Source organism: Pseudomonas sp. QE6 (genome assembly GCF_041379005.1).
Lineage (GTDB): Bacteria > Pseudomonadota > Gammaproteobacteria > Pseudomonadales > Pseudomonadaceae > Pseudomonas.
The window spans coordinates 3,862,650-3,888,479 of sequence record NZ_CP166873.1 but is presented as its reverse complement, the minus strand read 5'-3'; the positions used below and the strand labels follow the sequence as shown (position 1 = coordinate 3,888,479).

Annotated in this window: 25 protein-coding genes and 1 pseudogene; 17 read left to right on the top strand and 9 right to left on the bottom strand. The window is 65.8% G+C overall.

The features are described 5' to 3' along the window. The first annotated feature begins 26 nt into the window (after positions 1-26). Together ACAW63_RS17950 and ACAW63_RS17945 are read left to right on the top strand one after the other, a co-directional pair. Positions 27-971, top strand: coding sequence for an NAD(P)-dependent oxidoreductase (locus tag ACAW63_RS17950; protein WP_371227365.1), 945 nt, complete (start codon positions 27-29; stop codon positions 969-971). 41 nt (positions 972-1,012) lie between these two features. Next, complete coding sequence (locus ACAW63_RS17945; RefSeq protein ID WP_371227363.1) at positions 1,013-2,314, top strand: MFS transporter; 1,302 nt, start codon at positions 1,013-1,015, stop codon at positions 2,312-2,314. A 57-nt stretch (positions 2,315-2,371) separates the two neighbouring features. Here the strand turns inward: ACAW63_RS17945 and ACAW63_RS17940 are convergent, their stop codons facing one another. Further along, a complete protein-coding gene (locus tag ACAW63_RS17940) occupies positions 2,372-3,346 on the bottom strand; it encodes a GlxA family transcriptional regulator (RefSeq protein WP_371227361.1) in 975 nt (324 codons plus the stop codon). Positions 3,347-3,554: 208 nt separating this feature from the next. Here ACAW63_RS17940 and ACAW63_RS17935 point away from each other — a divergent pair, with 208 nt between their 5' ends. Further along, positions 3,555-3,956, top strand: coding sequence for a GFA family protein (locus ACAW63_RS17935; RefSeq protein ID WP_371227359.1), 402 nt, complete (start codon positions 3,555-3,557; stop codon positions 3,954-3,956). Between the two features lie 188 nt (positions 3,957-4,144). Here the strand turns inward: ACAW63_RS17935 and ACAW63_RS17930 are convergent, their stop codons facing one another. Next, a complete protein-coding gene (locus ACAW63_RS17930; RefSeq protein ID WP_371227357.1) occupies positions 4,145-4,861 on the bottom strand; it encodes a class I SAM-dependent methyltransferase in 717 nt (238 codons plus the stop codon). A 545-nt stretch (positions 4,862-5,406) separates the two neighbouring features. Between ACAW63_RS17930 and ACAW63_RS17925 the strand changes: the two genes are divergently transcribed. The 3 genes and pseudogenes from ACAW63_RS17925 to ACAW63_RS17915 form a co-directional block, all read left to right on the top strand. After that, a complete protein-coding gene (locus ACAW63_RS17925) occupies positions 5,407-5,814 on the top strand; it encodes a LysR family transcriptional regulator (protein ID WP_371227355.1) in 408 nt (135 codons plus the stop codon). Continuing rightward, positions 5,811-6,308, top strand: a complete 498-nt coding sequence (locus ACAW63_RS17920) for a hypothetical protein (protein WP_371227353.1) — start codon at positions 5,811-5,813, stop codon at positions 6,306-6,308. Before ACAW63_RS17925 ends, ACAW63_RS17920 begins: the two co-directional genes overlap by 4 nt. 247 nt (positions 6,309-6,555) lie before the next feature. After that, positions 6,556-7,035 (top strand): annotated as a pseudogene (locus ACAW63_RS17915) (porin); the annotation flags it as partial. On the opposite strand, the gene ACAW63_RS17910 reads toward ACAW63_RS17915, so the two are convergent. Beyond that, a complete protein-coding gene (locus ACAW63_RS17910) occupies positions 7,031-7,222 on the bottom strand; it encodes a co-regulatory protein PtrA N-terminal domain-containing protein (protein WP_371227351.1) in 192 nt (63 codons plus the stop codon). The pseudogene ACAW63_RS17915 and the gene ACAW63_RS17910 sit on opposite strands and share 5 nt — an antisense overlap. 144 nt (positions 7,223-7,366) lie before the next feature. On the opposite strand from ACAW63_RS17910, the gene ACAW63_RS17905 reads away from it, so the two are divergent. The 8 genes from ACAW63_RS17905 (at position 7,367) to ACAW63_RS17870 (ending at position 16,597) form a co-directional block, all read left to right on the top strand. Beyond that, positions 7,367-7,711, top strand: coding sequence for a hypothetical protein (locus tag ACAW63_RS17905; RefSeq protein WP_371227349.1), 345 nt, complete (start codon positions 7,367-7,369; stop codon positions 7,709-7,711). Positions 7,712-7,800: 89 nt separating this feature from the next. Then, a complete protein-coding gene (locus tag ACAW63_RS17900; RefSeq protein ID WP_371227347.1) occupies positions 7,801-9,045 on the top strand; it encodes a TolC family protein in 1,245 nt (414 codons plus the stop codon). Beyond that, positions 9,042-10,496: an efflux RND transporter periplasmic adaptor subunit gene (locus ACAW63_RS17895; protein ID WP_371227345.1), complete on the top strand. Its 1,455-nt coding sequence runs from the start codon at positions 9,042-9,044 to the stop codon at positions 10,494-10,496. Before ACAW63_RS17900 ends, ACAW63_RS17895 begins: the two co-directional genes overlap by 4 nt. Beyond that, complete coding sequence (locus tag ACAW63_RS17890) at positions 10,493-13,645, top strand: efflux RND transporter permease subunit (protein ID WP_371227343.1); 3,153 nt, start codon at positions 10,493-10,495, stop codon at positions 13,643-13,645. Before ACAW63_RS17895 ends, ACAW63_RS17890 begins: the two co-directional genes overlap by 4 nt. Then, positions 13,642-14,013 carry a copper-binding protein gene (locus ACAW63_RS17885; RefSeq protein WP_371227341.1) on the top strand — a complete coding sequence of 124 codons (372 nt, stop codon included), beginning with the start codon at positions 13,642-13,644 and terminating at the stop codon, positions 14,011-14,013. The genes ACAW63_RS17890 and ACAW63_RS17885 overlap by 4 nt, the downstream gene beginning before the upstream one ends. Positions 14,014-14,298: 285 nt before the next feature. Next, entirely contained in the window at positions 14,299-15,105 is an 807-nt protein-coding gene (locus tag ACAW63_RS17880) for an ABC transporter substrate-binding protein (protein ID WP_371227339.1), read from the top strand. A gap of 84 nt (positions 15,106-15,189) precedes the next feature. After that, positions 15,190-15,903: an amino acid ABC transporter permease gene (locus ACAW63_RS17875; protein WP_371227337.1), complete on the top strand. Its 714-nt coding sequence runs from the start codon at positions 15,190-15,192 to the stop codon at positions 15,901-15,903. A gap of 1 nt (position 15,904) precedes the next feature. After that, positions 15,905-16,597 (top strand): amino acid ABC transporter permease, encoded by a 693-nt coding sequence (locus ACAW63_RS17870; RefSeq protein WP_275607271.1) that lies wholly within the window; start codon positions 15,905-15,907, stop codon positions 16,595-16,597. 49 nt (positions 16,598-16,646) lie between these two features. Here ACAW63_RS17870 and ACAW63_RS17865 read toward each other — a convergent pair whose 3' ends face one another. After that, complete coding sequence (locus ACAW63_RS17865; RefSeq protein ID WP_371234706.1) at positions 16,647-17,954, bottom strand: OprD family porin; 1,308 nt, start codon at positions 17,952-17,954, stop codon at positions 16,647-16,649. A gap of 41 nt (positions 17,955-17,995) precedes the next feature. Next, positions 17,996-18,424: a hypothetical protein gene (locus ACAW63_RS17860; RefSeq protein WP_371227335.1), complete on the bottom strand. Its 429-nt coding sequence runs from the start codon at positions 18,422-18,424 to the stop codon at positions 17,996-17,998. Between the two features lie 225 nt (positions 18,425-18,649). Here ACAW63_RS17860 and ACAW63_RS17855 point away from each other — a divergent pair, with 225 nt between their 5' ends. The 3 genes from ACAW63_RS17855 (at position 18,650) to ACAW63_RS17845 (ending at position 21,811) form a co-directional block, all read left to right on the top strand. Continuing rightward, positions 18,650-19,111 carry a winged helix-turn-helix transcriptional regulator gene (locus ACAW63_RS17855; RefSeq protein ID WP_371227334.1) on the top strand — a complete coding sequence of 154 codons (462 nt, stop codon included), beginning with the start codon at positions 18,650-18,652 and terminating at the stop codon, positions 19,109-19,111. 16 nt (positions 19,112-19,127) lie between these two features. Next, positions 19,128-20,252 (top strand): HlyD family secretion protein, encoded by a 1,125-nt coding sequence (locus ACAW63_RS17850; protein ID WP_275607275.1) that lies wholly within the window; start codon positions 19,128-19,130, stop codon positions 20,250-20,252. 71 nt (positions 20,253-20,323) lie between these two features. Then, entirely contained in the window at positions 20,324-21,811 is a 1,488-nt protein-coding gene (locus tag ACAW63_RS17845; RefSeq protein WP_371234705.1) for a DHA2 family efflux MFS transporter permease subunit, read from the top strand. Positions 21,812-21,887: 76 nt separating this feature from the next. On the opposite strand, the gene dmpG is transcribed toward ACAW63_RS17845, so the two are convergent. The 4 genes from dmpG to ACAW63_RS17825 are packed head-to-tail and all read right to left on the bottom strand — an operon-like array spanning position 21,888 to position 25,467. After that, positions 21,888-22,922 carry a 4-hydroxy-2-oxovalerate aldolase gene (gene dmpG / locus ACAW63_RS17840; RefSeq protein ID WP_275607276.1) on the bottom strand — a complete coding sequence of 345 codons (1,035 nt, stop codon included), beginning with the start codon at positions 22,920-22,922 and terminating at the stop codon, positions 21,888-21,890. 11 nt (positions 22,923-22,933) lie between these two features. Beyond that, positions 22,934-23,842 (bottom strand): acetaldehyde dehydrogenase (acetylating), encoded by a 909-nt coding sequence (locus ACAW63_RS17835; protein WP_371227331.1) that lies wholly within the window; start codon positions 23,840-23,842, stop codon positions 22,934-22,936. A gap of 9 nt (positions 23,843-23,851) precedes the next feature. After that, positions 23,852-24,643, bottom strand: a complete 792-nt coding sequence (locus ACAW63_RS17830) for a fumarylacetoacetate hydrolase family protein (RefSeq protein ID WP_275607277.1) — start codon at positions 24,641-24,643, stop codon at positions 23,852-23,854. Beyond that, complete coding sequence (locus tag ACAW63_RS17825) at positions 24,640-25,467, bottom strand: alpha/beta fold hydrolase (RefSeq protein WP_371227328.1); 828 nt, start codon at positions 25,465-25,467, stop codon at positions 24,640-24,642. Before ACAW63_RS17825 ends, ACAW63_RS17830 begins: the two co-directional genes overlap by 4 nt. Positions 25,468-25,830: the final 363 nt, after the last annotated feature.

Here is a 25,830-nt window from a genome sequence, read left to right as displayed (position 1 = left end):
AAGAACAACCACACCTGGAGGTGCCTGTGCTGCATGACGTCGTCTTCCTCGACCGTGACGCTTTCTCTGCGAGCGTGAAGATCCGGGAACTGCCGTTCCCCCACCGCTGGAGCTGCCACGACTACACCGCGCCCGAGGAGATGGTGGCGCGTCTGTCCACCGCCACCGTGGCCATCACCGGCGGCGTGCCGATCTCGGTGGCGCAACTGGAGCAACTGCCGTCGCTGCGCATGATCTCGCTGGCCCTGACCGGCACCGATATTGTCGACCTGGACTACTGCCGCCAGCGCGGCATCCACGTCACCAACGTCCCCGGCTACGGCACCCACACCGTGGCCGAGCACGCGCTGGCGATGATCTTCGAACTGCTGCGCAACGTCGGCCGCTACCACCGCCTGCTGATGGATGAGCGCCAGCGTGGCCAGGCACTGCAGCCGTTCTACCTCGACTATCCGATCCGCGACCTGCGCGGCAAGGTGCTGGGCATCGTCGGCCATGGCCCCATCGCCCAGCGCCTGGCCGACCTCGCCTCGCGCCTGGAGATGGACGTGTACTTCCACGACCGCGACGGCCACTACCAGGGCGAGCGCTACCTGCCCCTGCAGGCCTTGCTCGCCCGCAGCGACGTGGTCTCCCTCAACTGCCCGCTGACACCGCAGACCCGCGGCCTGCTGGGTCGCCAGCAGTTCGAATGGATGAAGAAGGATGCGGTGCTGATCAACACCGCACGGGGCGCGGTGATCAACGAGCCGGACCTGATCCGGGCACTGCAGCACGGCGAGATCGCCGGCGCGGCACTCGATGTCGTGACCCATGAGCCGCTCACGCTCGATGAACCGCTGCTGCACCTGGCCGCCACCCACAACCTGATCCTCAACCCCCACGTTGCCTGGAGCAGCGCCGAAGCCATGCAAGGGCTGCTGGATGCCGCGCTGGACAACGTCACGGCCTTCGCCACCCGGACGGCCTGATCGCCCTTCCTTACCCTGACAAGAACAACAAGAGGTAAGTCATGCAAAGCGTCGATATCTCGAATTCCCCTGCCACCGAACACTCCCGCGTACGCCCGCTGCACCTCCAGGCCGCGGTCGGCGGTGTCGGCGGCCAGTTCTGCGATGGCTATGTGCTGGGCATCATCGGCATCGCCATCAGCCTGGCGACCACCCCGCTGGGCCTGGATGCCCTGTGGCTCGGCCTGCTCGGCGGCGCGGCCCTGATCGGCCTGTTCCTCGGCAGCCTGCTCACCGGCCCGCTGGCCGACCGCTTCGGACGCAAGCACATCTACCGCTGGAACATGGCGCTGTTCTTCGGCGCCTCCATCGCCCAGTTCTTCGTCCAGGACGCCCAGCAGTTGCTGGTCCTGCGCCTGTTGCTGGGCTTTGCGCTGGGCTCGGATTTCGTCGTCGGCGTCTCGCTGGTGGCGGAGCTGGTGCCCCGGCGTTTCCGCGGCCCCCTGCTGGCGTTGATGGCGGTGTCCTGGACGCTCGGCTTCACCCTCTCCTACATCGTCGGCTACCTGATGCAGTCGTGGGGCGATGAAGCCTGGCGCTGGATTCTCGCCAGCAGCGCGGTGCCGTCCCTGCTGGTGCTGCTGGTGCGCCAGGGCACACCGGAGTCGCCACTGTGGCTGATGAAGCAGGGCCGCCATTCCGAAGCGCAACGGGTCATCGAACGCCTGGGCGGCTGTGACCTGCCGGAGGATGAACGCGGCAAGGCGAAGGCCTCCTGGGGCCAGCTGTTCAGCCCGGAGCACCGGCGCCGCACCCTGGTCGGCATGGTGTTCTACACCTGCCAGGTGATCCCCTACTTCGCCATGAGCACCTTCATCCCGAGGATTCTCGACGCGCTGAAGATCGAGGACAGCTACACCGGCGGGCTGATCTACAACATCTTCCTGCTGGCCGGATCGGTGGTCGGCCTGCTGCTGATCAACCTGCTCACCCGCCGCGCCTTCCTCATCGGCACCTTCAGCATCAACGCCGTCGCGCTGTTCGTCCTGGCGAGCTGGAGCGGCATGCCGGGGCTGTACGTGGTGGGCGTGTTCGCGGTGTTCGCCTTCGTCATGGCCGCCTCCGGGGTGCTGGAGTTCGCCTACACCTCCGAGCTGTTCCCTACCGAACTGCGCGCTTCGGGCGTCGGTATCTCGGTGGCCGCCAGCCGCATCGGCGCCGCCTCCTGCACCTTCATCCTGCCGGTGGTGATGGAACGCTTCGGCGCCTCGGCGGCGATCGGCATCTGCGTCACGGCGCTGGTCATCGGCGCGCTGGTCTGTCAGCGCTGGGCGCCGGAAACCAACCCGCGCTACGTGGGCTGATCCACTGCGCCCACCCGGCCCGCCAGCGCAATGCGTTGGCGGGCCGTTGGCGTTCTCTCATTGCAGACGTTCGGCGTTGTGCCGCAGCTTGCGAAACAGATGCGGCGTCTCGCCATAGCTCTTGCGGAACTGCTGGATGAAGTGCGATGCGTCGGAGAAGCCCGTGGCATAGGCGATCTGCGTCACGTGCAGGCTGGTGTCGCTGAGCAGCTTGCGCGCCTCCTGCAGCCGCAGCTTGCGCCAGAACTGCGCGGGCGGCTGGCCGGCGTTGGCCAGGAAGGCACGGTTCAACTGCCGCTCATTGCTGCCCACTTGCAGGGCCAGTTCCCGGATCGTGCAGTGACTGTCGAGATGCGCACGCATGTAGTCCAGCGCACGGTGCACCAGCGGGTCCTGATAGACATGCGCCACGCTGTTGTCGGTGCCGCGCCGGATGTCCTCGTCGGCCACCAGCAGGTATTCCAGGCTCTTCTGCGCGCGACGCTTGCCGCAGTGACGGCCGATGATCTCCGCCGCCAGCTCGAACGCCGAGCCGCCCGGGCAGGTGAACACACCGCTGTCCTCGATATAACTCTTGTCGACCACGGCCTGGGTCTCGGGGAAAAGCGCGGCGAACCGCTCTTGCACGGTGAAGTGCACCGCACAACGGCGCCCCTTGAGAATACCGGCCAGGCCCAGGGTGAAGTAGGAAGCGCACAGCGCCACCAGCGGCACCTTGCGCGCGTGCAGGCGGCGAATGTAGTCGAGCAGCGCGGGCTCCGGGTTCATCACCCCGGACAGCAGCCCGCCGGCCAGCACCACGTAGTCGTATTCCGCATCCGGGTCCAGGCGTTTGGTCGGCGCAATCGGCAGGCCGCAGCTCGCGCTGACAGGCTCCCCCGTCACGCTCAGCCATTCCCATTGGCAGAGGATCTGCCGGCTGTCGAAGGAACGATCGGCGGCGAAACGCAGCGCGTCGACGAAACCCGCCACCGGGGTCAGGGTGAACTGATCGATGAGGACGATGGCGACCCGCAGGTCGGGCTTGAGCACGTGCTCGAGCGACTCCTCATCTGGCACTGGGTGGCTTGGGCTCATCGGGGTCGGTCGATAGACAGGTCGGGGAGTCATCCTATTCGCAAGCCATGCGGGCGGACAACAAGGGGCACGGCCCCGTACCAATTTCGGATGTCCGGGCTGTTCGACAGACAGACCAGCCACGATTAAGCTGCCGCCCCCCCTCACAAGGAGTGCGAACAGGATGGCCGGGTCTTATCAGGGAAGCTGCCTGTGCGGCTCGATCAACTACGAACTGCTCTCCCCACCCAGGGCCTTGAGCCACTGCCATTGCAGCCAGTGCCGCAAAGGCCACGGCGCGGCATTCGCCAGTTACGCCAGCGTGCCGCGCAGCGACCTGCGCATCCTCCTGGGTGCGGATGCACTCACATCCTACGCGTCGTCCGAATCCGTGCTGCGGCAGTTCTGCAGCCACTGCGGCTCGTCGCTGTTCTGGTCGAGAAGACAGGGGGCGTTTTCCGACTGGATCTCGACAGCCATCGGCACCCTGGATACCGTCTTCACCCCGCACAAGCAAAGACATGTTCAGGTCGCCTCGAAGGCGCCCTGGTTCGAGCTGCCGGATCACTGGGCGCAAACGGAGTGACAGCTTTGGTTTGAACGCGCCCACCTGAAATGCCGGGGAAGAACGGCGGGAGCGAGGGTGCGTGCCCGTCGGCCGCATCAGAATCCGGCTCACGGCGTTCTGTTCAGCCATTCGCTTCCCCCCGTTGCGCAGGCCAATAAAAAGGGCCTTGCGAAAACAAGGCCCTTTTGACTACCGCCATTAGGTTGTTACAGCTCGGCAATACACATCAGGCGCTCACTGCACTCAAGGTAGCGAGTGCCGGACAACTTGAACACCAAATTGACGAGGAACGGGTCATGCAAGCCATGGCGTATAAGCCAGTCCTCATGGAATCTATTGCCTTTACCAACCGGAATGATGTTCACCTTGCGGGCGACCTTGGCGAGAATCTCGCGCATCTTGTCGCAAGTGAAGAAGCGAATATTAAACAACGAGTCACGCTCTCTTTCCGAATTGAAGTAATCCATGAACGACTGATTATGAGCATTATGTACGGTTACGATAAATCGCCCTTTAGTGATACGCGCCTGCTCCCGCGCCATACGATCAATGTCGTCATCCGAAAAATAACCCCATAAACCGTTGTGATAACTGATATCAAAATAGCTGTCTGGGTACTGCAGATCAAAAGCATCCATCACCTGGAAACGTTCCTGCAATGAAGGATAAAGCTTCTTGGCAAGGGCGACCGACTCCGGAGAAAAATCAATACCGTGGCCTTCAACGCCTAGTCGGTTCAGCTGCACAATATCTCGAAAGCTGCCAGCGGCGATTTCCAGAACCCGCGTCTCATGCCTCCTTCGGACGGCATCGATATAGTAAGCATGGCGAATGTCATTCTGATAAATTTTGAAAATTTCCTGCCATTTTTCGTCCCAGTCCTTGGCCGTAATTAGTGCAGCTGGCTCATTGGCTTGGTTCATCTTCACTATCCTGTAATTGATTTTCAATAACGTGACGGCATTTGAAGACGATTTTCTTGTGCGGCAGCAGGCAGCTGGATGGGCTGCTGAATGAAGCAAGAAATAACCGGCGCGGCTCTGTCGACCACGCTTTTTCTGAAGCGTACTCCTGGCGCGCCGGAAGTCGCTAAATATACACGGCGAATGCTTTGCGCCAGTACCACCCCGATCAACGGCCGGAAACTTCCGCAGACTGGCAAACTGCCCTTAAAACGCCACTAGATCGTGCAATTCTATCCACCCAATCATTAGACCTGAATTAACTTTAACTGCATCAATAAAGTCAGAGCACAAAGAGCAACACTATTCGCGCATGCGAATTTGCATCTTTTCGCCTTTACGAACGTCCAGGATTGATAAGTCAGGCCACGGCCCTGGCGAAATTCCGAACCTTACAACAATCTCAACTTCCTGCGATCCCTGTGTTAGACAGCGCGCAATAGGCTCGGGACGACCTATCCCGTGAATCCATGCCCTCGGCTGCGAGGGCCCCGAGCCTCTTCCAAATGTTCGAGCATCTCCCCATCGACCACCAACTGGCGCAGATCTTCCTCACCAGCGCCCGGTGCGCCTGCTTCAGGCAAACCGCCCGCAGCCTGAACCTGCACGTCACGCCGATGCGCAGGAAACTGATGAAACTCGAAGCGAGCATCGGCAGCCCGCTGTTCTACTACGAAAACCGCAAACTGCGCCTGAGCCCTGCCGGAAAGCTGCTGCAACAGGCGCTGATCGAGCGATTCGGCGACCTGCCGCCGGACGTGGTCAGCACCCGCCCGCGCATACGCCTCGCCGTGCAGTCCGACCTGCTGGATGATTTCCTGGCCCGCGACCTGATCGCCTGGCTGCGCAAGGATGCCGCGATGAATCTGGAGATACGCCCCTGGAAGGCATCCCGCAGGAGCCAGCGGAAGTGACGCTCTGGATAGCCGATCCCGATAGCCCGCGCCCCGACCCTGGTTTCGCCATGTCCAGGCCGAGGATGCTCGCGCGCCTGCATTACTGCGCCCACATGGCCAAGCGATACGCCGGGAGCAGGCTACCTCGCGCCGCGTCGGACCTGACGGACTTCATGCTGGCCCAGCACTCGGCCAATGCCTCGATCAAGAGCTTCGAACCCTGGAACAAGCTCTTGTGCCAGCGCCAGAGCTCAGTCACCCAGGTCCACTCCCAGGCCTGGGTCCGGGAGCTGGTCCGCAACTCCGCCTGCATAGGCCTCCTGCCGACCTATGTGGCGAAGCTGGACAAGAATCTGCTGGCCCTGGAGCCGCTGCTCGGGCAGCGAATGGAGCGAGTCGCCTGGCTGTCCGTCGCGCCTCTGGCGGCCAATCTGCGGGAGGTCGAAACGCTCATCTCGATCGTTCTGCGCGCCTTCGAACAACGTCGGGAATGGTTTGCCAGAGACGACTGAAGCGCCTGCGCAGGTCGGAAAACACGCCCCGGTCATCGTTCTGAAACCATCGGATTCCATCGGGAGAAACGCCAACCCCGCGCCACATAGCCCCTTGCGACGGCTCCATCGCACCTGAAACACAACTGACACGCAAAATGCACGGAACCGTCATCCGCCCCTCCGAGCCTGCGCCTCGCCAATCACTACACGTCGCAACGAGGAGAAGCGCATGTTCGGCAAATCCAACTCCCAATGGCCCGATCGCATGGCGCTGGGCCTGCTGTTGAGTACCGCCACCCTGTCGGCACAGGCCGGCACCGTCACCACCGATGGCACCGACATCGTCATCAAGACCAAGGGCGGACTCGAAGTGGCGACCACCGACAAGGAGTTCAGCTTCAAGCTGGGCGGCCGCCTGCAGGCCGACTACGCCCGCTTTGACGACTACTACACCAGGAATGGTAATAGCGCCGACGCGGCCTACCTGCGCCGGGCCTTTATCGATATCGGCGGCACGGCCCACAAGGACTGGAAGTACCAGATCAACTACGACCTCTCGCACAACACCGGCAACGACGACACCGGCTACTTCGACGAAGCCAGCGTCACCTACACCGGCTTTGCGCCCGTCAACCTCAAGTTCGGCCGTCTCTACACCGACTTCGGCCTGGAAAAGGCCACCAGCTCCAAATGGGTGACGGTCCTGGAGGGCAACATCACCTATGACCTGGCCGAGTGGATCAATGACAACACGGCATGGGCGTGCACTGCTTCACCTCGGCCAGTTGCTCCGCGCTCGTCTGGCGAGCCTGCATGACCTGCAGGCGGGCCTGCTCCATGCGGGCGAAGGTGATGTCGCCGCCGCCATCGGCCAGCGCCAGGGAGGACGTGCCCAGCAGGGCGGCGAGCAGGAGTACGCGTTGCAGTTTCATGGCAGTCACCTCGTCGGTGTGGTGGGGAATGACTCCACCTTACGGCGCCGACCCTAACGGCAAGCTGAGGCGAGCATGACGATTCGGTAATCCCGTCGATTCAATCGTTGCCGCCGCACCGGGCCGCCCTCTACACTGCGCACCATGACTCGTCGCCTGCGGCTGTTGATCGTCCTGCTGCTCAGCCTTGCGCTTCCCCTGACCGGGATGGCGGGCATCGAGGCGCCGACCGAACCCTGCCCGATGCAGAGCATGGGCATGGGCCGGATGGCGGGCATGGACCAGGACTGCTGCCAGGACCTGGGCAAGATGACCCAGCACGGCAAGAAGGACTGCAAGAGCGGGCAGGAATGCAAGACCGGCAGCCTGTTGCAGGTCAGCGTCCTGAAGACCGCGCCTCCCGCCGCTACGCCCCAGCGCCCCGCGCCCTATACCGAAGTAGTCCTCAGCCAGGCGCCTGCCGACCTCTGGCGACCTCCCTGCGCCTGATTCCTCTCTCGATCTGAACCCCGCCCGCGCCCCTGGTGGCTGCCGGGTGGCTTGCGCCTATGCGCTGGTTTTCCAGAGGAATCCACATCGTGACTCCCATCCGACTCCATCCGGGCTGGATGCTGTTCGCCCTGCTGTCCAGCCTGTCCGCCGAGGGTGCGTCCCTGTCGCTGGACGACGCCCTGTTGCTGGCCGAACGTAACGCCCCGTCCCTGCTCGCGCAGAGCGAAAAAGTCTCGGCGGCGAAAAGCGCCGCCATCCCAGCCGGGGAATTGCCCGACCCCAAGCTGAACCTGGGCCTGCAGAACGTCCCCATTGAGGGCGATGAGCGCTGGACCACCCAGCGCGACAACATGTCCATGCAGGTGGTTGGCCTGATGCAGGAGGTGCCCAACCGCGACAAGCGCAAGGCCCGCATCGAGACCGCGCAGGCCGCCGTGGAACGCGCCGACGCCGAGGCCGGCGTCGAGCGCCTGAAGGTCCGCAGCGCTTCGGCGCAAGCCTGGATCACCGCCTATACGCTGCAACGCAAGCTGGCCATGTTCGATGATTTCTACCGCGAGAACCGCCTGCTCGATGCCACCGTCCGCGCCCGCCTCGCCAGTGGCGGCGCGAGCACGGTCGATGCGGTGGCGCCGCGCCAGGAAGCCGCGCTGCTGGATGAGCAGAAGGACGACCTGTTGCGCCAGGCCGCCCAGGCGCGGGCAGCGCTCAAGCGCTGGATCGGCCAGGACGCGCCGCCGGAGCTGGCGGGCGACTTCCCGCATTGGCCCATCGATGCCTCCCACTCCTTGCAGGTACTGCACCAGCACCCGGAACTCGCCGCCTACGGCCCCATGACCCGCGAGGCCGAAGCCCTGGTGCGCGAGGCGCTGGCCGAGAAGAAACCGGACTGGAGCTGGGAGGTTGATTACCAGCGCCGTGGCCGTGAGTTCGGCGACATGATGACGCTTCAGGTCAGCTTCGACCTGCCGCTGTTCACCGGCACGCGCCAGGACCCGAAGATCGCCGCGCGGCGCGCCCAGGTCCGGCAACTGGAGGCCGAACGCGAGGCGTTGGCCCGCGAGCACGAGCAGCAACTGGAGGACGACCTGGCCGAATACCGGCGCCTGCAACGCGCCGTCGAGCGCAGCAGCGCAACCCTGGTGCCGCTGGCCGAGGAAAAGGTGCGCCTGGCCCTGGCCGGCTACCGCGCCGGCAAGACCGGGCTCGACGAGGTGGTCAGCGCGCGCCAGCAACAGGTCGAGGCACGGCTGCGACAGATCGACCTGCAAGGCGCCCTGGCACTGGTAGCGGCGCGTCTCTACTTCACCTACGAGGAGGGCCGCGCATGAGCCGTTTCCCTTTGAAAACCTCCATCCTGCTGGTCCTCGCGCTGTCCGCCGGCGGCGCTGGCGGCTACTGGTTCGCCCAGCAAGGGCACGCCCCGGCGAGCGCTGCTCCCGCCAGCACCGAGCGCAAGGCGCTCTACTGGTACGACCCGATGGTCCCGCAGCAACACTTCGATGCGCCGGGCAAGTCGCCATTCATGGATATGCAACTGGTGCCCAAGTATGCCGATTCCGCTGCTGCTACTGGCAGCACGCCATCGGTGCGCATCGAGCCGGGCATCCAGCAGAACCTCGGCATGCGCCTGGCAACGGTCAGCCGTGGCAAGCTCGACCGCAGGCTGCAGGTCACCGGCGTGCTGACCTTCAATGACCGCGACGTGGCCCTGTTGCAGGCGCGCGCCGGCGGCTTCGTCGAGCGCGCCTACGCCCTGGCGCCGGGCGATGTGGTGAAGGCCGGTGCGCCCATCGCCGACATCCTGGTGCCGGAATGGGCCGGCCTGCAGGAGGAATTCCTCGCCCTGCGCGGCGCCGCGGAACCGGCCCTGCTGGCGGCGGCACGGCAACGCCTGCTGCTGGCGGGAATGCCGGCCGCGCTGGTCGAGCAGGTCGCCCGCAGCGGCAAGGCCCGCCCGGTGATCACGCTGGGTTCGCCGATCGCCGGAGTGATCCGCGAACTGGAGGTGCGCCCCGGCATGAGCCTGGCGGCCGGCGCGCCGCTGGCGCGGATCAACGGCCTGGGCCAGGTGTGGCTGGAAGCGGCGGTGCCGGAGAGCCAGGCCGGAGGACTCAAGGTCGGCCAGAGCGTCGATGCCCGTCTGCCGGCGTTCCCGGATCGCCCGGTGACCGGCACCCTGGCCAGCATCCTGCCGGAAAACGACCAGCAGAGCCGCACCCTGCGCCTGCGCATCGAACTGCCCAACCCCGACGGCCAGCTGCGCCCCGGCATGACCGCCCAGGTCAGTCTCGACCTCGCCGGCCAGGCCAGCGTGCTGCAGATTCCAAGCGAAGCGGTGATCCGCACCGGCAAACGCAACCTGGTGATGCTGGCCGAGGACCAGGGCCGCTTCCGTCCGGTCGAGGTTCGCCTGGGCCAGGAAAACGACGGCCTGGTGGCGGTCCTGCACGGGCTGGACGAAGGCCAGCGGGTGGTCACTTCCGGGCAGTTCCTGATCGACTCCGAAGCCAGCCTGAAAGGCATCGAAGTGCGAACCGCCGAGCCTGCGGCCACGGCGCCCGCCGTGCATGAGGCGGATGGCCGCATCGTGGAAATCTCCAACCAGGGCCTGACCATCAGCCACGGCCCGTTCAACACCCTGGGCATGCCCGGCATGACCATGACCTTCGCCCTCGCCCGCCCGGAACTGGCGGCGGGCCTGAAGGCCGGCGACCGCGTCCGCTTCGGCGTCAGCCAGGGCGATGCGGGGTTGGTCATCGAGCAGGAGGACCGGCCATGATCGCCCGACTCATACGCTGGTCGGTGGCCAACCGCTTGCTGGTGCTGCTGGCCACGCTGTTCATCGTCGCCTGGGGCCTGTGGTCGCTGCGCAGCACGCCGATCGATGCGCTGCCGGACCTCTCCGACGTGCAGGTGATCATCCGCACCAGCTATCCGGGGCAGGCGCCGCAGATCGTCGAGAACCAGGTCACCTACCCGCTGGCCACCACCATGCTGTCGGTGCCCGGCGCGAAGACGGTGCGCGGGTTCTCCTCCTTCGGCGACAGCTTCGTCTATGTGCTGTTCGAGGACGGCACCGACCTCTACTGGGCGCGCTCGCGGGTGCTGGAGTATCTCAACCAGGTGCAGTCGCGCCTGCCGCCCACCGCGAAAACGGCGCTGGGCCCGGACGCCACCGGCGTCGGCTGGATCTACCAGTACGCCCTGGTCGACCGCACGGGCCGGCATGACCTCGCCCAGTTGCGTGCCTTGCAGGACTGGTTCCTCAAGTTCGAGCTGAAGACGGTGCCGGACGTGGCCGAAGTGGCCACCGTGGGCGGCATGGTCCGCCAGTACCAGGTCGTGCTCGATCCGGTGCGGCTGGCCAGCCTGGGCATTACCCAGGGGCAGGTGATCGAGGCGCTCGGCAAGGCCAACCAGGAAACCGGCGGCGGTGTGCTCGAACTGGGCGAGGCCGAGTTCATGGTGCGCGCCTCGGGTTACCTGAAGACCCTGGCGGACTTCCGCGCGATTCCCCTGCGCCTGGCCGCCAACGGCAGCCCGGTCACCCTGGGCGACGTCGCCAGCATCCAGCTCGGCCCGGAAATGCGCCGGGGCATCGGCGAACTGGACGGCGAAGGCGAAGCGGTCGGCGGAGTGATCGTCCTGCGCAGCGGCAAGAACGCCCGCGAAGCCATCATCCGAGTGAAGGACAAGCTTCAGGCGCTGAAGAAGAGCCTGCCCGAGGGCGTGGAGATCGTCACCACCTACGACCGCAGCCAGTTGATCGACCGCGCGGTGTCCAACCTCAGCCACAAGCTGATCGAGGAATTCATCGTGGTCGCGCTGGTCTGCGCCGCGTTCCTCTGGCACCTGCGCTCGTCGCTGGTGGCCATTGTCTCGCTGCCGGTGGGGGTGCTCATCGCGCTGATCGTCATGCGCCACCAGGGGATCAACGCCAACATCATGTCCCTGGGCGGCATCGCCATTGCCATCGGCGCGATGGTCGACGCGGCGGTGGTGATGATCGAGAACGCGCACAAGCGCGTCGAGGCCTGGCACGCAAAGCACCCGGACACGCCACTCACGGGCGAGCAGCACTGGCGGGTGATGACCGAGGCGGCCGTGGAGGTCGGCCCGGCGTTGTTCTTCAGTCTGCTGATCATCACCCTGTCGTTCATTCCGGTGTTCACCCTGCAGGCACAGGAGGGCCGCCTGTTCGGCCCGCTGGCCTTCACCAAGACCTACGCCATGGCCGGCGCCGCCGGGCTTTCCGTGACCCTGGTGCCGGTGCTGATGGGCTACTGGATTCGCGGGCGCCTGCCCTCGGAGCAGCGCAACCCGCTCAATCGCTGGCTGATCAGCCTCTACCAGCCGGCGCTGGATGCGGTGCTGCGCCGGCCGCGCGCGACACTGGCGGCCGCGGTGGTGGTCTTCCTCACCGGGCTCTGGCCGCTGTCCCAGCTGGGCGGCGAGTTCCTCCCGCCGCTGGACGAGGGCGACCTGCTGTACATGCCGTCCGCCCTGCCCGGCCTCTCCGCGCAGAAGGCTTCGGAGCTGCTGCAGAGCACCGACCGCCTGATCAGGAGCGTGCCGGAGGTGGCCAGCGTGTTCGGCAAGGCCGGGCGCGCCGAGTCGGCCACCGACCCGGCGCCGCTGGAGATGTTCGAGACCACCATCCGCTTCAAGCCCAGGGATGAGTGGCGGCCGGGCATGACCAGCGAAAAGCTGGTGGAGGAACTGGACCGCGTGGTGCAGGTGCCGGGCCTGACCAACATCTGGATTCCGCCGATCCGCAACCGCATCGACATGCTCGCCACCGGCATCAAGAGCCCCATCGGGGTGAAGGTCGCCGGCACCGACCTGGCCGAGATCGATCGTGCCGCCCTGGCGGTGGAGCGGGTGGCCAAGGGCATTCCCGGAGTGACCTCGGCGCTGGCCGAGCGCCTCAGCGGCGGGCGCTACATCGATGTCGACATCGACCGCCAGGCGGCGGCCCGCTACGGCATGAACATCGCCGACGTGCAGGCCATCGTCGGCAGCGCCATCGGCGGCGAGAACGTCGGCGAGACGGTGGAAGGCCTCGCCCGCTACCCGATCAACGTGCGCTACCCGCGCGAATGGCGCGACTCGCTCGATGCGCTGCAGCAACTGCCGATCTACACCGCCCAGGGCGGCCAGATCACCCTGGGCAGCGTGGCGCGGGTGCGCATCAGCGAGGGACCGCCGATGCTCAAGAGCGAGAATGCCCGCCTCTCCGGCTGGGTCTACGTCGACGTGCGCGGCCGCGACCTGGCCTCGGTGGTGGCGGACCTGCGCCAGGCGGTGGAGCGCGACGTGCGGCTGGCGCCGGGCACGAGCCTGAGCTACTCCGGCCAGTTCGAGTACCTGGAGCGCGCCAACGCCCGGCTCAAGCTGGTGGTGCCGGCGACCCTGGCGATCATCTTCGTGCTGCTCTACCTGACCTTCGGCCGCTTCGACGAGGCGCTGCTGATCATGGCCGCCCTGCCCTTCGCCCTCACTGGCGGCGTGTGGCTGCTGTACCTGATGGGCTTCAACCTGTCGGTCGCCACCGGGGTCGGCTTCATTGCCCTGGCCGGGGTCGCGGCGGAGTTCGGGGTGATCATGCTGATCTACCTGAAGAACGCCTGGGCCGAACGCCAAGGTCCGGGCGACGCCACGGCGCTGCTCGCGGCCATCCGCGAGGGTGCGGTACAGCGTGTACGTCCCAAGGCCATGACCGTGGCCGTGATCGTCGCCGGCCTGCTGCCGATCCTCTGGAGCAGCGGCGCCGGCAGCGAGGTGATGAGCCGCATCGCCGTGCCCATGGTCGGCGGCATGATCACCGCCCCGCTCCTGTCCCTGTTCGTCATCCCCGCCGCCTACTGGCTGATGCGCCGTCGCCAGGCGGATGCGGCAACCCAACCCCACTCTGGAGAAATCGCATGAACATTCGCTACCTCTCGGCAGCCGCCGTACTGCTCGCCCTTTCCGCCCCGGCGATCGCCGAGGACACTGCTGGTATGAACATGGGCGGTATGAAGATGAACCGCACGGACATGAGCGGCATGTCGATGGAACCCCCTCAAGCGACGCCCGCCGCCCACGCCGAAGGCACGATCAGGGCGATCGATGCCGCCCACGGCACGGTCACGCTGGCCCACGGCGCGGTACCGGCCTTGCAGTGGCCGCCGATGACCATGGCGTTCAAGACCCGTGCGGGACAGCTGGATGGCCTGAAGGTGGGCGACAAGGTGGCGTTCGACTTTCGTACCGGCAACGGCGGCGCGTCGATCGTGAACATTCGCAAGCAATGACGCCCAGCTGAGGGCAGCACCTGTCCGCCGCTGCTGCAGTGGGCAGGTGTCTCGGCGCGACAGTCTTTTATTTCTTAAACACCATGACAATTCAGATATATATTCCATCAGGTTATCAGGTAGACCGATTCATTCTTTCTCCGAATACCCCGCTTCCTGCCAGACTCGGCCTCGCCGACGGGCCACCCCCGCGGCTCTATCGCGGGCCTCTCACACCCTGAACGCCCGCTCTCGATCATAGGGAAGCGCGCCGGATTGGCGCGTTCCGAAAGGAGCTGGAAATCCATGAAGAAACTCACTGCCGTTACCGCCCTCGCCCTGGCCGTACTCTCCGGCCTGGCCCACGCCGACCGTCTGGAGGACATCAAGAAGGCCGGCGTGCTGCGAGTCGCCGCGTTCGACAGCAACCCGCCGTTCGGCTTCGTCGATGCCAAAAGCAAGCAGATCGAAGGCCTGGACGTGGATTACGCCAAGGCCCTGGCCGACAAGCTGGGGGTGAAGCTGCAAGTGCTGCCGACCAACCCGGCCAACCGCATTCCGCTGCTGACCGCGAACAAGGTCGACCTGGTGCTGGCCAACTTCACCATCACCCCCGAGCGCGCCCAGCAGGTGGATTTCAGCATCCCCTACTTCTCGTCCGGCCAGCAGTTCATCGTCAAGAAAGGCAGCCTGAAATCGCCGGAAGACCTGAACAAATGGCGCGTCGGCGTGGACAAAGGCACGGTCAACGAAGGCGTGCTGCGGGAGAAATTCCCCGGCGCCAAGGTCATCGCCTACGACGACACCCCCTTCGCCTTCACCGCCCTGCGCAACGGCCAGGTCCAGGCCATCACCCAGGACGGCCCGAAGCTGATCGGCCTGCTGGCCAACGTGCCGGACAAGGACAAGTACGAAGTGCCGCCCTTCACCATTTCCAATGACCTGATCGGCGTCGGCATTCCCAAGGGCGAGACGGCCCTGACCGAGTTCGTCAACCAGAGCCTGCAGGACCTGGAAGCGAACGGCCAGGCGCAGAAGATCTACGACACCTGGTTCGGCGCGGACACCAAGACGCCCCTGGCGCGCCTGTACAGGATCGGCGACAAGAGCTGATTCCGCCGCCCGCACCGCACCACCGCACGCCCCACGCACCGTGGGGCGTTGCCGTTTTTTCCCCTGCATGATGGAAACCTTCCGATGTTCGGCGAACTGCTCGCCCAAACCTATCTGAGCTGGTTGCTCGACGGCTTCCTGCTCACCCTCGGCATTTCCCTGTTCTGCTGCGTATTCGCCACCTTGTCCGGGGCGCCGTTGGCCGTGGCGCGGCAGGCGAAATCCCGCTGGCTGGCCTGGCCGGCGCGAGCCTATCTCGCGCTGTTTCGCAATACGCCGCTGCTGGTGCAGCTGTTCTTCTGGTACTTCGGCGTGCCGGCGCTGCTGCCGGAAGACTTCGTGGTCTGGCTCAACACGCCCCATGAGCTGGGCGGGCTGAGCTGGCCGTCCTTCGAATTCCTCGCTGCCGCCTGGGGCCTGACGCTCTACACCACCGCCTTCATCGCCGAGGAGTTCCGCGCCGGGATCGCCTCGGTCAGCCCGCAACAGCGTGAAGCCGGCATGGCGCTGGGTCTGCGGCCGCTGCAGGTGTGGCGCTGGGTGATCCTGCCGCAGGCATTGCGCACCGCATTGCCGCCGCTGATGGGCCAGTACATGAATGCGCTGAAGAATTCCTCGCTGGCCATGGCCATCGGGCTCGCCGAGCTGTCCTACGCCTCGCGCCAAGTGGAGACGCAGACCTTCAAGACCTTCCAGGCCTTCGGCATCGCCACCCTGCTGTACATCGGCGCCATCGCCTTGATCGAGGCGCTGGGCCAGGCGCTCCAGCAGACTCGCCGCTACCGCCAGGGAGCCTGACATGGACTTCTCCGTCATCCAGGACAACCTGTCCTACTTCCTCATCGGCGCGTACCCGGACGGCCCGCTGGGCGGCGCCGCGCTGACCGTGATCCTGGCGCTGGCCTCCGGCATCGCCTCGGCCATCATCGGCCTGGTGCTGGGCATCGCGCTGTCGGTATTGCGCGGCAAACCACGCCTGCTGCTGGTGGCGTTCCTCGGGTTCTTCCGCGCCATCCCGGTGCTGATGCTGATCTTCTGGACCTACTTCCTGCTGCCCATCGTCCTGCACATCGACGTCCCGGCGCTGGGCACCGTGGTCTGCGCGTTGTCGCTGATCGGCGGGGCCTATCTTGCGCACTCGGTGCATGCCGGCATCGAGAGCCTGCCCAAAGGCCAGTGGGATGCCGCCCGCGCCCTCGGCCTGCGCCCGTGGCAGGTGCTGCGCCTGGTGATCCTGCCGCAGGCGCTGCCGATCATGCTGCCGTCCTTCCTCAACCAGTGGGTCTCGCTGATCAAGGACACCTCGCTGGCCTACGTGATCGGCGTCGGCGAGCTGTCCTTCGTCGCCACCCAGGTAAGCAACCGGGTGATGGTGCATCCCACGGAAGTCTTCCTGTTCGTCGCCCTGCTCTACTTCGTGCTGTGCTCGGCGCTGGACCTGCTGGCGGCGCTGTTCGCGCGGCTGACGCCGGACTACCGCAAGGCCGCCTGAGCACCACCATGAACGAAAAACCCCGCCGGCGAGGCGGGGTTGGTCGTGATCAGAGAATCGAGATCGGGTAGTCGACGATCAGCCGGAACTCGTTGACGTCACCCTCGGCCTGGTCGGCGTTGCCCCGGTGGATCGCCTCGCGCAGGCGCAGCGACAGGTCCTTGGCCGGCCCGGATTGCACCACGTACCTGGCTTCCAGGTTGGTCTCGTGGTGCTTGCCGTCCTCGCCGTAGTTGTAACCACGGTATTGGCTGTCGGCTGCCATCTTCGAGCCGTCGATGCCATGGCCGTTGACGTAGCGCGCCATGAAGCTCAGGCCGGGTACGCCGTAGCTGCTCATGTTGAGGTCGTAGCGCGCCTGCCAGGATTTCTCTTCCGGGCCGTTGAAGTCCGAGTACTGGATCGAGTTGGCGAGGAAGATCGAGTCGGCGGTGTCGCCAGGCCCATTGAGGCCGAAGGCGACGTAGTCGAACGGCGTGTCGCCGTGGACCTTCTGGTAGGCCAGGGTGATCGTGTGCGCGGTGAGGAAGTTGTAGGCGGTGGCGAACGACCAGGTGGTGTTGCTGATATCGCCGGCCTTGGCGCTGCCGTCGTCGTTGGTGCGGTAGATATTGAAGTCGAAGTTCAGCGACTGCTGATCGGCCAGCGGCAGCGTGTAGTTGGCATTGCCGTAGTACTGGCGCCACACGTCTTCCAACTGGGAGGCGTAGAGCGACAGGTTCAGGCTGTCATTCACCGCGTATTTGCCGCCGACGTAGTCGATGCTGCTGGCCTCGACGTTGGCGTAGGACGCCCAGATGCCGTGGTCGCCATTGGTGGTGACCGGCCCGTTGCCGCCGGTGAAGTGACCGCCGTCCAGGTCCAGCCCGTCGATCTCGCTGCTGAGCAGGTTGAAACCGGTAGCCGTCTGCGGGAACAGGCGGCTGCCGCCGGCGGCAAACACCGGCGCCTGGGGTTGCAGGTCGCCCCAGCGCAGTTCGGTCTTCGACACGCGCAGTTTCAGCGCGCCGCCGGCGCGGCCGTATTCGCTTTCGGGTGAGCCGTCGTCGCGCACCGGCAGGTTGCCGGTGCCGGAGGTGCCCGCTCCACCATCCAGGCGGATACCCCAGTTGCCGAACGCCTCGACGCCGAAGCCCACCGTGCCCTGGGTGAAGCCGGAGCTGTAGTTGAGGGTGAAGCCCTGGGTCCAGTCGCGGCGGTCGCGGGCGCCGGACTTGCGGTCGCTGTTGTAGTAATAGTTGCGCAGCAGCAGGTTCGCGCTGCTGCCCTCGATGAAGCCGGTGGCCTCGGACTGGTCGGAAACGGCGGCCGCATGGGCCAACTGGAACGGAATGCCGGCGACCAATGCGCCGAGCATGGAGAGACGGAACGCGGACATCTTCTACCCCTTTGTTGGAATTATCCTGGCAGGTGTTCAAGCGCAACTGACGCAATGGTTCTTATGCTGTTCCTGCACATCGCAGAACGCGCCAAGAGATAACAATCCGGGTACTTCGCCACCAACAAGCCACGTCGATACTCAATATCAGAACAATCGATTAAGTATCCGCCGGGTAGGCCATTAAGATTGGCCCAGATGAACAGCACGTGCTGCCGGACGCCCGCTCCAGAGCGGTCGGCAGACTGCTCCACTTCATCGTCCTTTGGTTTGGCCGCCTCCCCCAGGCGGCTTTTTTTATTGCCCGCAAAAATGCTCAGGACGTACGTTCCGTTATTGATCGGGGGTTTCACGCGATGAACTATCGGCAGCACTTCGCGAGTTGTTATTCGAATCAAGCCTTGCTCTTCGCGCTGAACTGAAGCGCCGCTTCCCACATGTTCCGCCACGGGATCGGGCCACTTGTCTGGCGAAGCATCAGGGTCGTCCCAGTGGCTCGCGAATGCCCGCTTCCGCCGTTCGTCCCTTCCTTTCGGAGTCACTTGCGCAAAGCAAGTCACTGGATTAGATTACAACCATAATATTTAGCCAAGGCGCTTTGCTCTCCGCTTTGCAGAGGCCGTTTCAGAGCGCCCCGATTAGATGACGATATTAATCTAAAGAGGTTGACCGCCATGCGCAGAAGCCGCTTCGACCACATGCCCTGCCCCGTCGCCCAAGCGCTGGACCTGGTCGGCGACAGCTGGAACGTGCTGATCCTGCGCGAAGCCTTCTATGGCTCCAGCCGCTTCGAACAGTTCAGCGCCCACCTGGGCATCGCCAGCAACGTGCTGACCCGCCGGCTGCGTGCCCTGGTCGACAGCGGATTGCTTGTGCGCAGCCGCTACAACGACCACCCGCCGCGCTACGAGTACCTGCTCACCGACGCCGGCCGTGAGCTGCGTCCGGTGCTGCTGACCCTGCTGCAGTGGGGCCAGCGCCACGCCGCCGGGAGCGGCGCGGTGCAACTGATCGATACGCGCAATGGCCAGCCGGTGCAGATCGCCCTGGTCGATGCCGAGAGCGGCGAGCCCATCGGGCCGCAGCACCAGATCCGCCGTCGTGACGGCGCCCTGCTTTCCCCCACCCACGCCTGAACGAACGGTAGCCGCCATGAACCAGCCCGTCTCCATTGTCTCCGCCCCGGCCGCCGACACGGTCAAACCCAGATCGCGCAAGGCGCTCAAGCTGGCCGTCGTTGGCGCGGCGCTACTCGGCGTCGCCGCCTATGCCGGTCACTGGTGGCTCGACGCCCGCTTCCTGGAGGAAACCGACGATGCCTATGTCGGTGGTGACGTCACCGTCATCAGCCCACGCGTGGCCGGCTACATCACCGAGTTGAAAGTCAGCGACAACCAGTTCGTCCACGCCGGCGACCTGCTGGCGCGCATCGACGACCGCGATTACCGCGCGGCACTGGCCAAGGCCGAAGGCGCGGTGCATGCCGAGCAGGCGCTGCTGGTCAACGTCGATGCCCAGGCGGCGCTGCAGGACGCGCTGATCCGCCAGAGCCAGGCGGAAATCGATGCGGCCAGCGCCGAGGAAACCCGCACCCGCGACGACCAGCGCCGCTACGCCACCCTGGTGCGCACCAACGCCGTTTCGGTGGAGGCCGCGCAACGCGCCGACGCCAGCTGGAAAACCGCCCGTGCCAACAGCGACAAGGCCCGTGCCACCCTGCTCGCCGCGCGCCGCCAGCTGGACGTGATCCAGAGCCAGCGGCAGCAGGCCCAGGCCGCCCTGGAGCAGGCCGTCGCCGAACGCGACCGGGCCCGGCTGGACGTGGGCTACACCGAGCTGCGCGCGCCGGTGGACGGCTACATCGGCAACCGCCGGGGCCGGGTGGGCGGTTATGTTTCCGCCGGCACCCAGTTGCTCGCGGTGGTGCCCGCACAAGGACTGTGGGTGGACGCCAACTTCAAGGAGGACCAGTTGGCGCACATGAAGGCCGGCCAGGCGGTGACCATCGAGGCCGACATCCTGCCGGGCAAGGTCTTCCACGGCCACCTGGACAGCCTGGCGCCGGCCACCGGCGCACAGTTCAGCATCCTGCCGCCGGAGAATGCCACCGGCAACTTCACCAAGATCGTCCAGCGCGTGCCGGTGCGCGTGCACCTCGACGCGGCGGACGGCAAGCTCGGCGACCTGCGCCCCGGCCTCTCGGTGGTGGTCGAGGTGGACACCCGCGAACATCGCCATGAAGTCGACCCGCGCGTGGCCCAGGAGCAGCGGCCGTGAACTTCTGGTCGGATGACGTGGTGGCGGTCGAGAGCCTGTCCACCCGGCAGAAGGTGATCGCCTTCGCCTGCATGTGCGTGGGCATGTTCATCGCCCTGATCGACATCCAGATCGTCTCCGCCTCGCTGCGCGACATCGGCGGCGGCCTGTCGGCGGGCGCGGACGACATCGCCTGGGTGCAGACCAGCTACCTGATCGCCGAGATCATCGTCATCCCCCTGTCCGGCTGGTTGTCCAAGGTGATGTCCACCCGCTGGCTGTTCGCCGCCTCGGCCCTGGGCTTCACCCTCACCAGCCTGCTCTGCGCCATGGCCTGGAACATCCAGAGCATGATCGCCTTCCGCGCGCTGCAAGGGTTTCTCGGCGGTTCGATGATCCCCATGGTGTTCACCACCGGCTTCCTCTACTTCGACGGCAAGCAGCGCGTGGTGGTGGCCGCCACCATCGGTGGAATTGCCTCCCTCGCACCAACCATGGGCCCGGTGGTCGGCGGCTGGATCACCGACATTTCCTCCTGGCCCTGGCTGTTCTACATCAATCTGGTGCCCGGCCTGTTCGTCGCCATCGTGGTGCCGATCATGGTGCGCATCGACAAGCCTGACTGGTCGCTGGTGAAAGGCGCCGACTACCCGGCCATGCTGCTGATGGCGGTATTCCTCGGCTGCCTGGAATACACCATGGAGGAAGGCCCGCGGTGGAACTGGTTCAGCGATGACACCATCCTCGCCACCGCCTGGATCTCCGGCCTTACCGGCGTGGCCTTCATCGCCCGCAGCCTGACCTCGAAGAACCCCATCGTCGACCTGCGCGCCCTCAAGGAGCGCAACTTCGCCCTGGGCTGCCTGTTCTCCTTCGTCACCGGCATCGGCATCTTCGCCACCATCTACCTGACCCCGCTGTTCCTCGGCCGGGTGCGCGGCTACAGCGCCCTGGACATCGGCCTGGCGGTGTTCTCCACGGGCATTTTCCAGGTGATGAGCATCCCGATCTATGCGGCCCTGGCCAAGCGCTTCGACCTGCGCTGGATACTGGCGCTGGGCCTGGGCATGTTCGCCCTGTCGATGTGGGAGTTCTCCCCCATCACCCATGACTGGGGCGCCGCCCAACTGATGCTGCCGCAGGCGCTGCGCGGCATGGCGCAGCAGTTCAGCGTGGCGCCCACCGTGACCCTGGCGCTCGGCTCGCTGCCGCCGACACGACTGAAACTGGCTTCGGGGCTGTTCAACCTAATGCGCAACCTGGGCGGGGCCATCGGTATCGCCGCCTGCGCCACCGTGCTCAACGACCGCACCAACCTGCACTTCCTGCGCCTGGCCGAACACCTGAACGCGCGCAACGAAGCCCTCGGCGACTGGCTGGCGCCGCATCTGGACGCCGCCGGGGAAGTCAGCCAGCAGGCCCTGCGGCAGCTGTGGAACCTGACCTTCCGCGAGGCGCAGACCATGACCTTCTCCGACGCCTTCCTGATCATCGGCGCGTGCTTCGCGGTCACGCTGCTGCTGATCCCGCTGATGCACAAGATCGCCCCGCCGTCGCAACCGTCGGCTGACGCCCATTGAACGCGGAGCAAGGCCGGAAATGAAAACAGGGTGATCCCCGATCGCTCGGGAATCACCCTGCTGGTACTGCCGCGTATCAGGTCGGCAGCAGACCGGCCTTGGCCGCCATGGTCAGCGCCAGGTCCTCGATCATGTCTTCCTGGCCGCCCACGGTGCCACGGCGACCCAGCTCCACCAGCAGCTCGCGGGCGGAGATGCCGTAGCGGGCCTCGGCGCGCTTGGCGAACAGCAGGAAGGAGCTGTACACGCCGGCATAGCCCAGGGTCAGCGCATCGCGGTCGAGGCGGATCGGGTGGTCCATCATCGGCACCACCAGGTCCTCGGCGACGTCCATGATGCGGTACAGGTCCACGCCGCTGTCCACGCCCATGCGCTTGAGCACGGCGACGAAGACTTCCAGCGGGGTGTTGCCGGCGCCAGCGCCCAGGCCCGCGACCGAGCCGTCGATGCGCGCGGCGCCGGCCTCGATGGCCGCCAGGGAGTTGGCGATGGCCATGCCCATGTTGTGGTGGCCGTGGAAGCCGACCTCGGTGTTCGCCTTCAGCTCGGCGCGCAGCAGGCCGATCTTCTGGCTGACTTCATCGGGCAGCATGTAACCGGCCGAGTCGGTGCAGTAGATGCAGTTGGCGCCGAAGCTTTCCATCAGCCGCGCCTGTTCCAGCAGCTGCTCGGCGCTGACCATGTGCGCCATCATCAGGAAGCCGACGGTGTCCAGGCCCATCTCGCGGGACATGCCGATGTGCTGCTCGGAGACGTCCGCCTCGGTGCAGTGGGTCGCCACGCGGATGGTGGACACGCCGCAGCCATGGGCCATCTTCAGGTGCTCGACGGTGCCGATGCCCGGCAGCAGCAGCGCCGAGACCTTGGCCTGCTTGAGCTTGGGAATCACCGCCTCGAAGTATTCGCGGTCGGTGTGGGCCGGGAAGCCATAGTTCACCGAGGCGCCGCCCAGGCCGTCGCCATGGGTGATCTCGATCAGCGGCACGCCGGCCTCGTCCAGGCCGGTGGCGACGGAAACCATCTGCTCCAGGCTGATCTGATGGCGCTTGGCGTGCATGCCGTCGCGCAGGCTCATGTCGTGCAGGCGGACCTTCTTACCTTGCAGGTTCATGGTCATTCTCCTTAGCGGGCCGGCAATTGCAGGGCGCCCTGGTGGGCTTGTTCGGCGAACATCTCGGCGGTGCGCAGGCCGGCGGCGGTCATGATGTCGAGGTTGCCGGCGGACTTGGGCAGGTAGTCGCCCAGACCTTCCACTTCCAGGTACACCGAGACGCGGTTGCCGTCGAACACCGGGCCGTTGATCAGCTTGTAGCCCGGCACGTAGCGCTGCACTTCGCGGATCATCTCGTGCACCGAGGCGCGGATGGCCGCCTGGTCCGGCGCGGTCGCGGTCAGGCAGTGGATGGTGTCGCGCATCATCAGCGGCGGCTCGGCCGGGTTGATGACGATGATCGCCTTGCCCTGCTTCGCCCCGCCCACCTGCTCGATGGCGCCGGCGGTGGTGCGGGTGAATTCGTCGATGTTCTTGCGCGTGCCCGGCCCGACCGAACGGGAGGACACGGTGGCGACGATCTCGGCGTAGTCCACCGGCTGCACCCGCGAGACCGCCGCCACCATGGGGATGGTGGCCTGGCCGCCGCAGGTGACCATGTTGACGTTCATCGCCAGGTTGCCGGCATGCTCGGCGAGGTTCACCGGCGGCACGCAGAACGGGCCGATGGCGGCCGGAGTCAGGTCGACCATGATCACGCCCAGCGTGTTCAGCTTGCGGCTGTTCTCGGCGTGGACGTAAGCGGAGGTGGCATCGAAGGCGATGCGGATGTCGTCGTCCAGCACGTGCGGCAGCAGGCCGTCGACGCCGTCGGAGGTGGTCTTCAGGCCGAATTCACGGGCGCGCGCCAGGCCGTCGGAAGACGGGTCGACGCCGACCATCCAGACCGGTTCGATCCACTCGGACCTGCGCATCTTCATCAGCAGGTCGGTGCCGATGTTGCCGGGGCCGATGATCGCGGCCCTGAGTTTCTTGCTCATGGATGACTCCTATGCACGGAAGGACACCTGGGCGCTGCCCAGGCCGTCGATATCCAGTTCGAAACGGTCGCCCGCCTTCGCCGGTTCCAGTGGGACCAGCGAGCCAGAGAGGATGATTTCGCCGGCCTTGAAGGGGATGCCGAAGGCGCCCAGGGTGTTGGCCAGCCAGGCCACGGCGGTGAGCGGATTGCCCTGCACCGCCGAGCCCAGGCCCTCGCTGATCTGCACGCCGTTCTTGCGCACGCGCATGTGCAGGTTGGGCAGGTCCAGCTCACGCGGGTCGCGCTCCACCTCGCCGAGCACGAACACGCCGCAGGAAGCGTTGTCGGCCACGGTGTCCTGGATGCGGATCTTCCAGTCGTGGATGCGCGAGTCGACGATCTCGAAGCAGGCCATCACGCATTCGGTGGCCTCCAGCACGTCGGCCTCGGTGACGCCGGGGCCCTTGAGGTCGCGCTTGAGGCGGAAAGCGATCTCGCCCTCGGCGCGCGGCTGGATCAGGCGGTTTTCCGACAGCGAGATGTCGGCGCCGTTGGCGAACCACATCTTGCGGGTGATGAAACCGAAGTCCGGCTGGTGCACGTTGAGCATGCGCTGCACGGCCTCGGAGGTGACGCCGATCTTCTTGCCCACTAGCTCGTCGCCGTCGGCCAGGCGCCGTTGCAGCATGTGTTGGGAGATGCGGTAGGCGTCCTCGATGCCGATCTGCGCCCAGCGCTCGGTCAGCGGCGCCAGGGTGCGACCCTCGACCAGGGCGGCGTAGAGTTCGTCGGCGTGCTGCCGCTGGAGAACCTCGCTCATGCCGGGGTCTCCTCGAGGAAGGCCAGCACTTCGCGGTTGAACAGCGCTCGGTGCTCGACCATCACCCAGTGCCCGCACTCGCTGAGCAGCACGAAGCGGATGTTGCGGCAGGCGTCCATCAGCGTCTGCGCGCCGCTGGCGGGGCAGAACTTGTCGTTCATGCCCCAGAAGCCGAGGATCGGGCAGGCCAATTCGGCCACGCGCCCGGCCAGGTTCGGCACCTGCATGCGGGTCAGCACGCAGCGCGGCTGCTCCAGCACCACGGCGACGCGCTCGTTGACCGTCTCGTCGCTGATCTGCGAGGGATCGAAGAGCTGCAGCGAAAGCAGGCGGCGCATGCCGTCGGCGTCGTTCAGCTCGCCGTTGGCGAAGGCGGCGCCCATCTTCTGGATGCCTTCCATCTGCAGGTAGTACTGCTCCTTTTCCATCAACCCGCCGGGCGCCATCAGCACCAGGCGCGCGATGCGCTGCGGCTGGTCGAGGGCCATCTTGATGGCGATGGCGCCGCCCAGGGAGTTGCCCACCAGCGTGCAGCGAGGGATGTCCAGGGCGTCGAGCAGGCCGAACATGGCGTCGACGAAGAAGTCCAGGGTGTAGTCGGTTTCCGGCTTGTCGCTGGCGCCGTAGCCGGGCAGGTCCGGGACCAGCACGCGATGGCCGGCGGCGGCGAATTCCGGGTAGTTCAGCTTGAAGTTGCTGTGGCCGCTGGCGCCGGGGCCGCTGCCATGGATGAACAGCACGGCGTCGCCGCTGCCGTTGTCCAGGTAATGCAATCGGAGTCCGTCGTTGAGGGTGACGAAGTGCCCTTGCGGCAAGGCGGCCATGGCGTCGCTCCAGGGAGGGGAATGTGCCGGGATTATTTCGGCGCCTGGGAGGGCGACACATCGTCCGAGAGGACTACGGGGGATTCGGGAGTGTGGACCGTTCCTCTGATGCCTCCGGGGAAGTCCGCGCCTGCGATTCCCCCTCACCCCAGCCCTCTCCCTCAGGGAGAGGGGGCCGTCTAGCGTTGCCGGGAGGCATAGCGCTCGCCGGATGCCATGTCAGTCCCCTCTCCCCCGGGAGAGGGTCAGGGGGCCGCAGGCCAACGCCTGGCTCGCCGCTAACGTAGGGCGTACAACCGTTCGCGGTTGTACGCCGATACACCTCACTTACGGCCAACACCATGGTCGAACAGAGGCGCCGCC

What these genes read in the sequence shown, in the direction of transcription:
- ACAW63_RS17945 (WP_371227363.1), top strand. Translation starts at nt 1,013, where the DNA reads ATGCAAAGCGTCGATATCTCGAATTCCCCTGCCACCGAACACTCCCGC.
- ACAW63_RS17935 (WP_371227359.1), top strand. Translation starts at nt 3,555, where the DNA reads ATGGCCGGGTCTTATCAGGGAAGCTGCCTGTGCGGCTCGATCAACTAC.
- ACAW63_RS17930 (WP_371227357.1), bottom strand. Translation starts at nt 4,861, where the DNA reads ATGAACCAAGCCAATGAGCCAGCTGCACTAATTACGGCCAAGGACTGG.
- ACAW63_RS17925 (WP_371227355.1), top strand. Translation starts at nt 5,407, where the DNA reads ATGTTCGAGCATCTCCCCATCGACCACCAACTGGCGCAGATCTTCCTC.
- ACAW63_RS17910 (WP_371227351.1), bottom strand. Translation starts at nt 7,222, where the DNA reads ATGAAACTGCAACGCGTACTCCTGCTCGCCGCCCTGCTGGGCACGTCC.
- ACAW63_RS17905 (WP_371227349.1), top strand. Translation starts at nt 7,367, where the DNA reads ATGACTCGTCGCCTGCGGCTGTTGATCGTCCTGCTGCTCAGCCTTGCG.
- ACAW63_RS17895 (WP_371227345.1), top strand. Translation starts at nt 9,042, where the DNA reads ATGAGCCGTTTCCCTTTGAAAACCTCCATCCTGCTGGTCCTCGCGCTG.
- ACAW63_RS17890 (WP_371227343.1), top strand. Translation starts at nt 10,493, where the DNA reads ATGATCGCCCGACTCATACGCTGGTCGGTGGCCAACCGCTTGCTGGTG.
- ACAW63_RS17885 (WP_371227341.1), top strand. Translation starts at nt 13,642, where the DNA reads ATGAACATTCGCTACCTCTCGGCAGCCGCCGTACTGCTCGCCCTTTCC.
- ACAW63_RS17880 (WP_371227339.1), top strand. Translation starts at nt 14,299, where the DNA reads ATGAAGAAACTCACTGCCGTTACCGCCCTCGCCCTGGCCGTACTCTCC.
- ACAW63_RS17875 (WP_371227337.1), top strand. Translation starts at nt 15,190, where the DNA reads ATGTTCGGCGAACTGCTCGCCCAAACCTATCTGAGCTGGTTGCTCGAC.
- ACAW63_RS17870 (WP_275607271.1), top strand. Translation starts at nt 15,905, where the DNA reads ATGGACTTCTCCGTCATCCAGGACAACCTGTCCTACTTCCTCATCGGC.
- ACAW63_RS17865 (WP_371234706.1), bottom strand. Translation starts at nt 17,954, where the DNA reads ATGCTCGGCGCATTGGTCGCCGGCATTCCGTTCCAGTTGGCCCATGCG.
- ACAW63_RS17855 (WP_371227334.1), top strand. Translation starts at nt 18,650, where the DNA reads ATGCGCAGAAGCCGCTTCGACCACATGCCCTGCCCCGTCGCCCAAGCG.
- ACAW63_RS17850 (WP_275607275.1), top strand. Translation starts at nt 19,128, where the DNA reads ATGAACCAGCCCGTCTCCATTGTCTCCGCCCCGGCCGCCGACACGGTC.
- ACAW63_RS17845 (WP_371234705.1), top strand. Translation starts at nt 20,324, where the DNA reads ATGTGCGTGGGCATGTTCATCGCCCTGATCGACATCCAGATCGTCTCC.
- dmpG (WP_275607276.1), bottom strand. Translation starts at nt 22,922, where the DNA reads ATGAACCTGCAAGGTAAGAAGGTCCGCCTGCACGACATGAGCCTGCGC.
- ACAW63_RS17835 (WP_371227331.1), bottom strand. Translation starts at nt 23,842, where the DNA reads ATGAGCAAGAAACTCAGGGCCGCGATCATCGGCCCCGGCAACATCGGC.
- ACAW63_RS17830 (WP_275607277.1), bottom strand. Translation starts at nt 24,643, where the DNA reads ATGAGCGAGGTTCTCCAGCGGCAGCACGCCGACGAACTCTACGCCGCC.
- ACAW63_RS17825 (WP_371227328.1), bottom strand. Translation starts at nt 25,467, where the DNA reads ATGGCCGCCTTGCCGCAAGGGCACTTCGTCACCCTCAACGACGGACTC.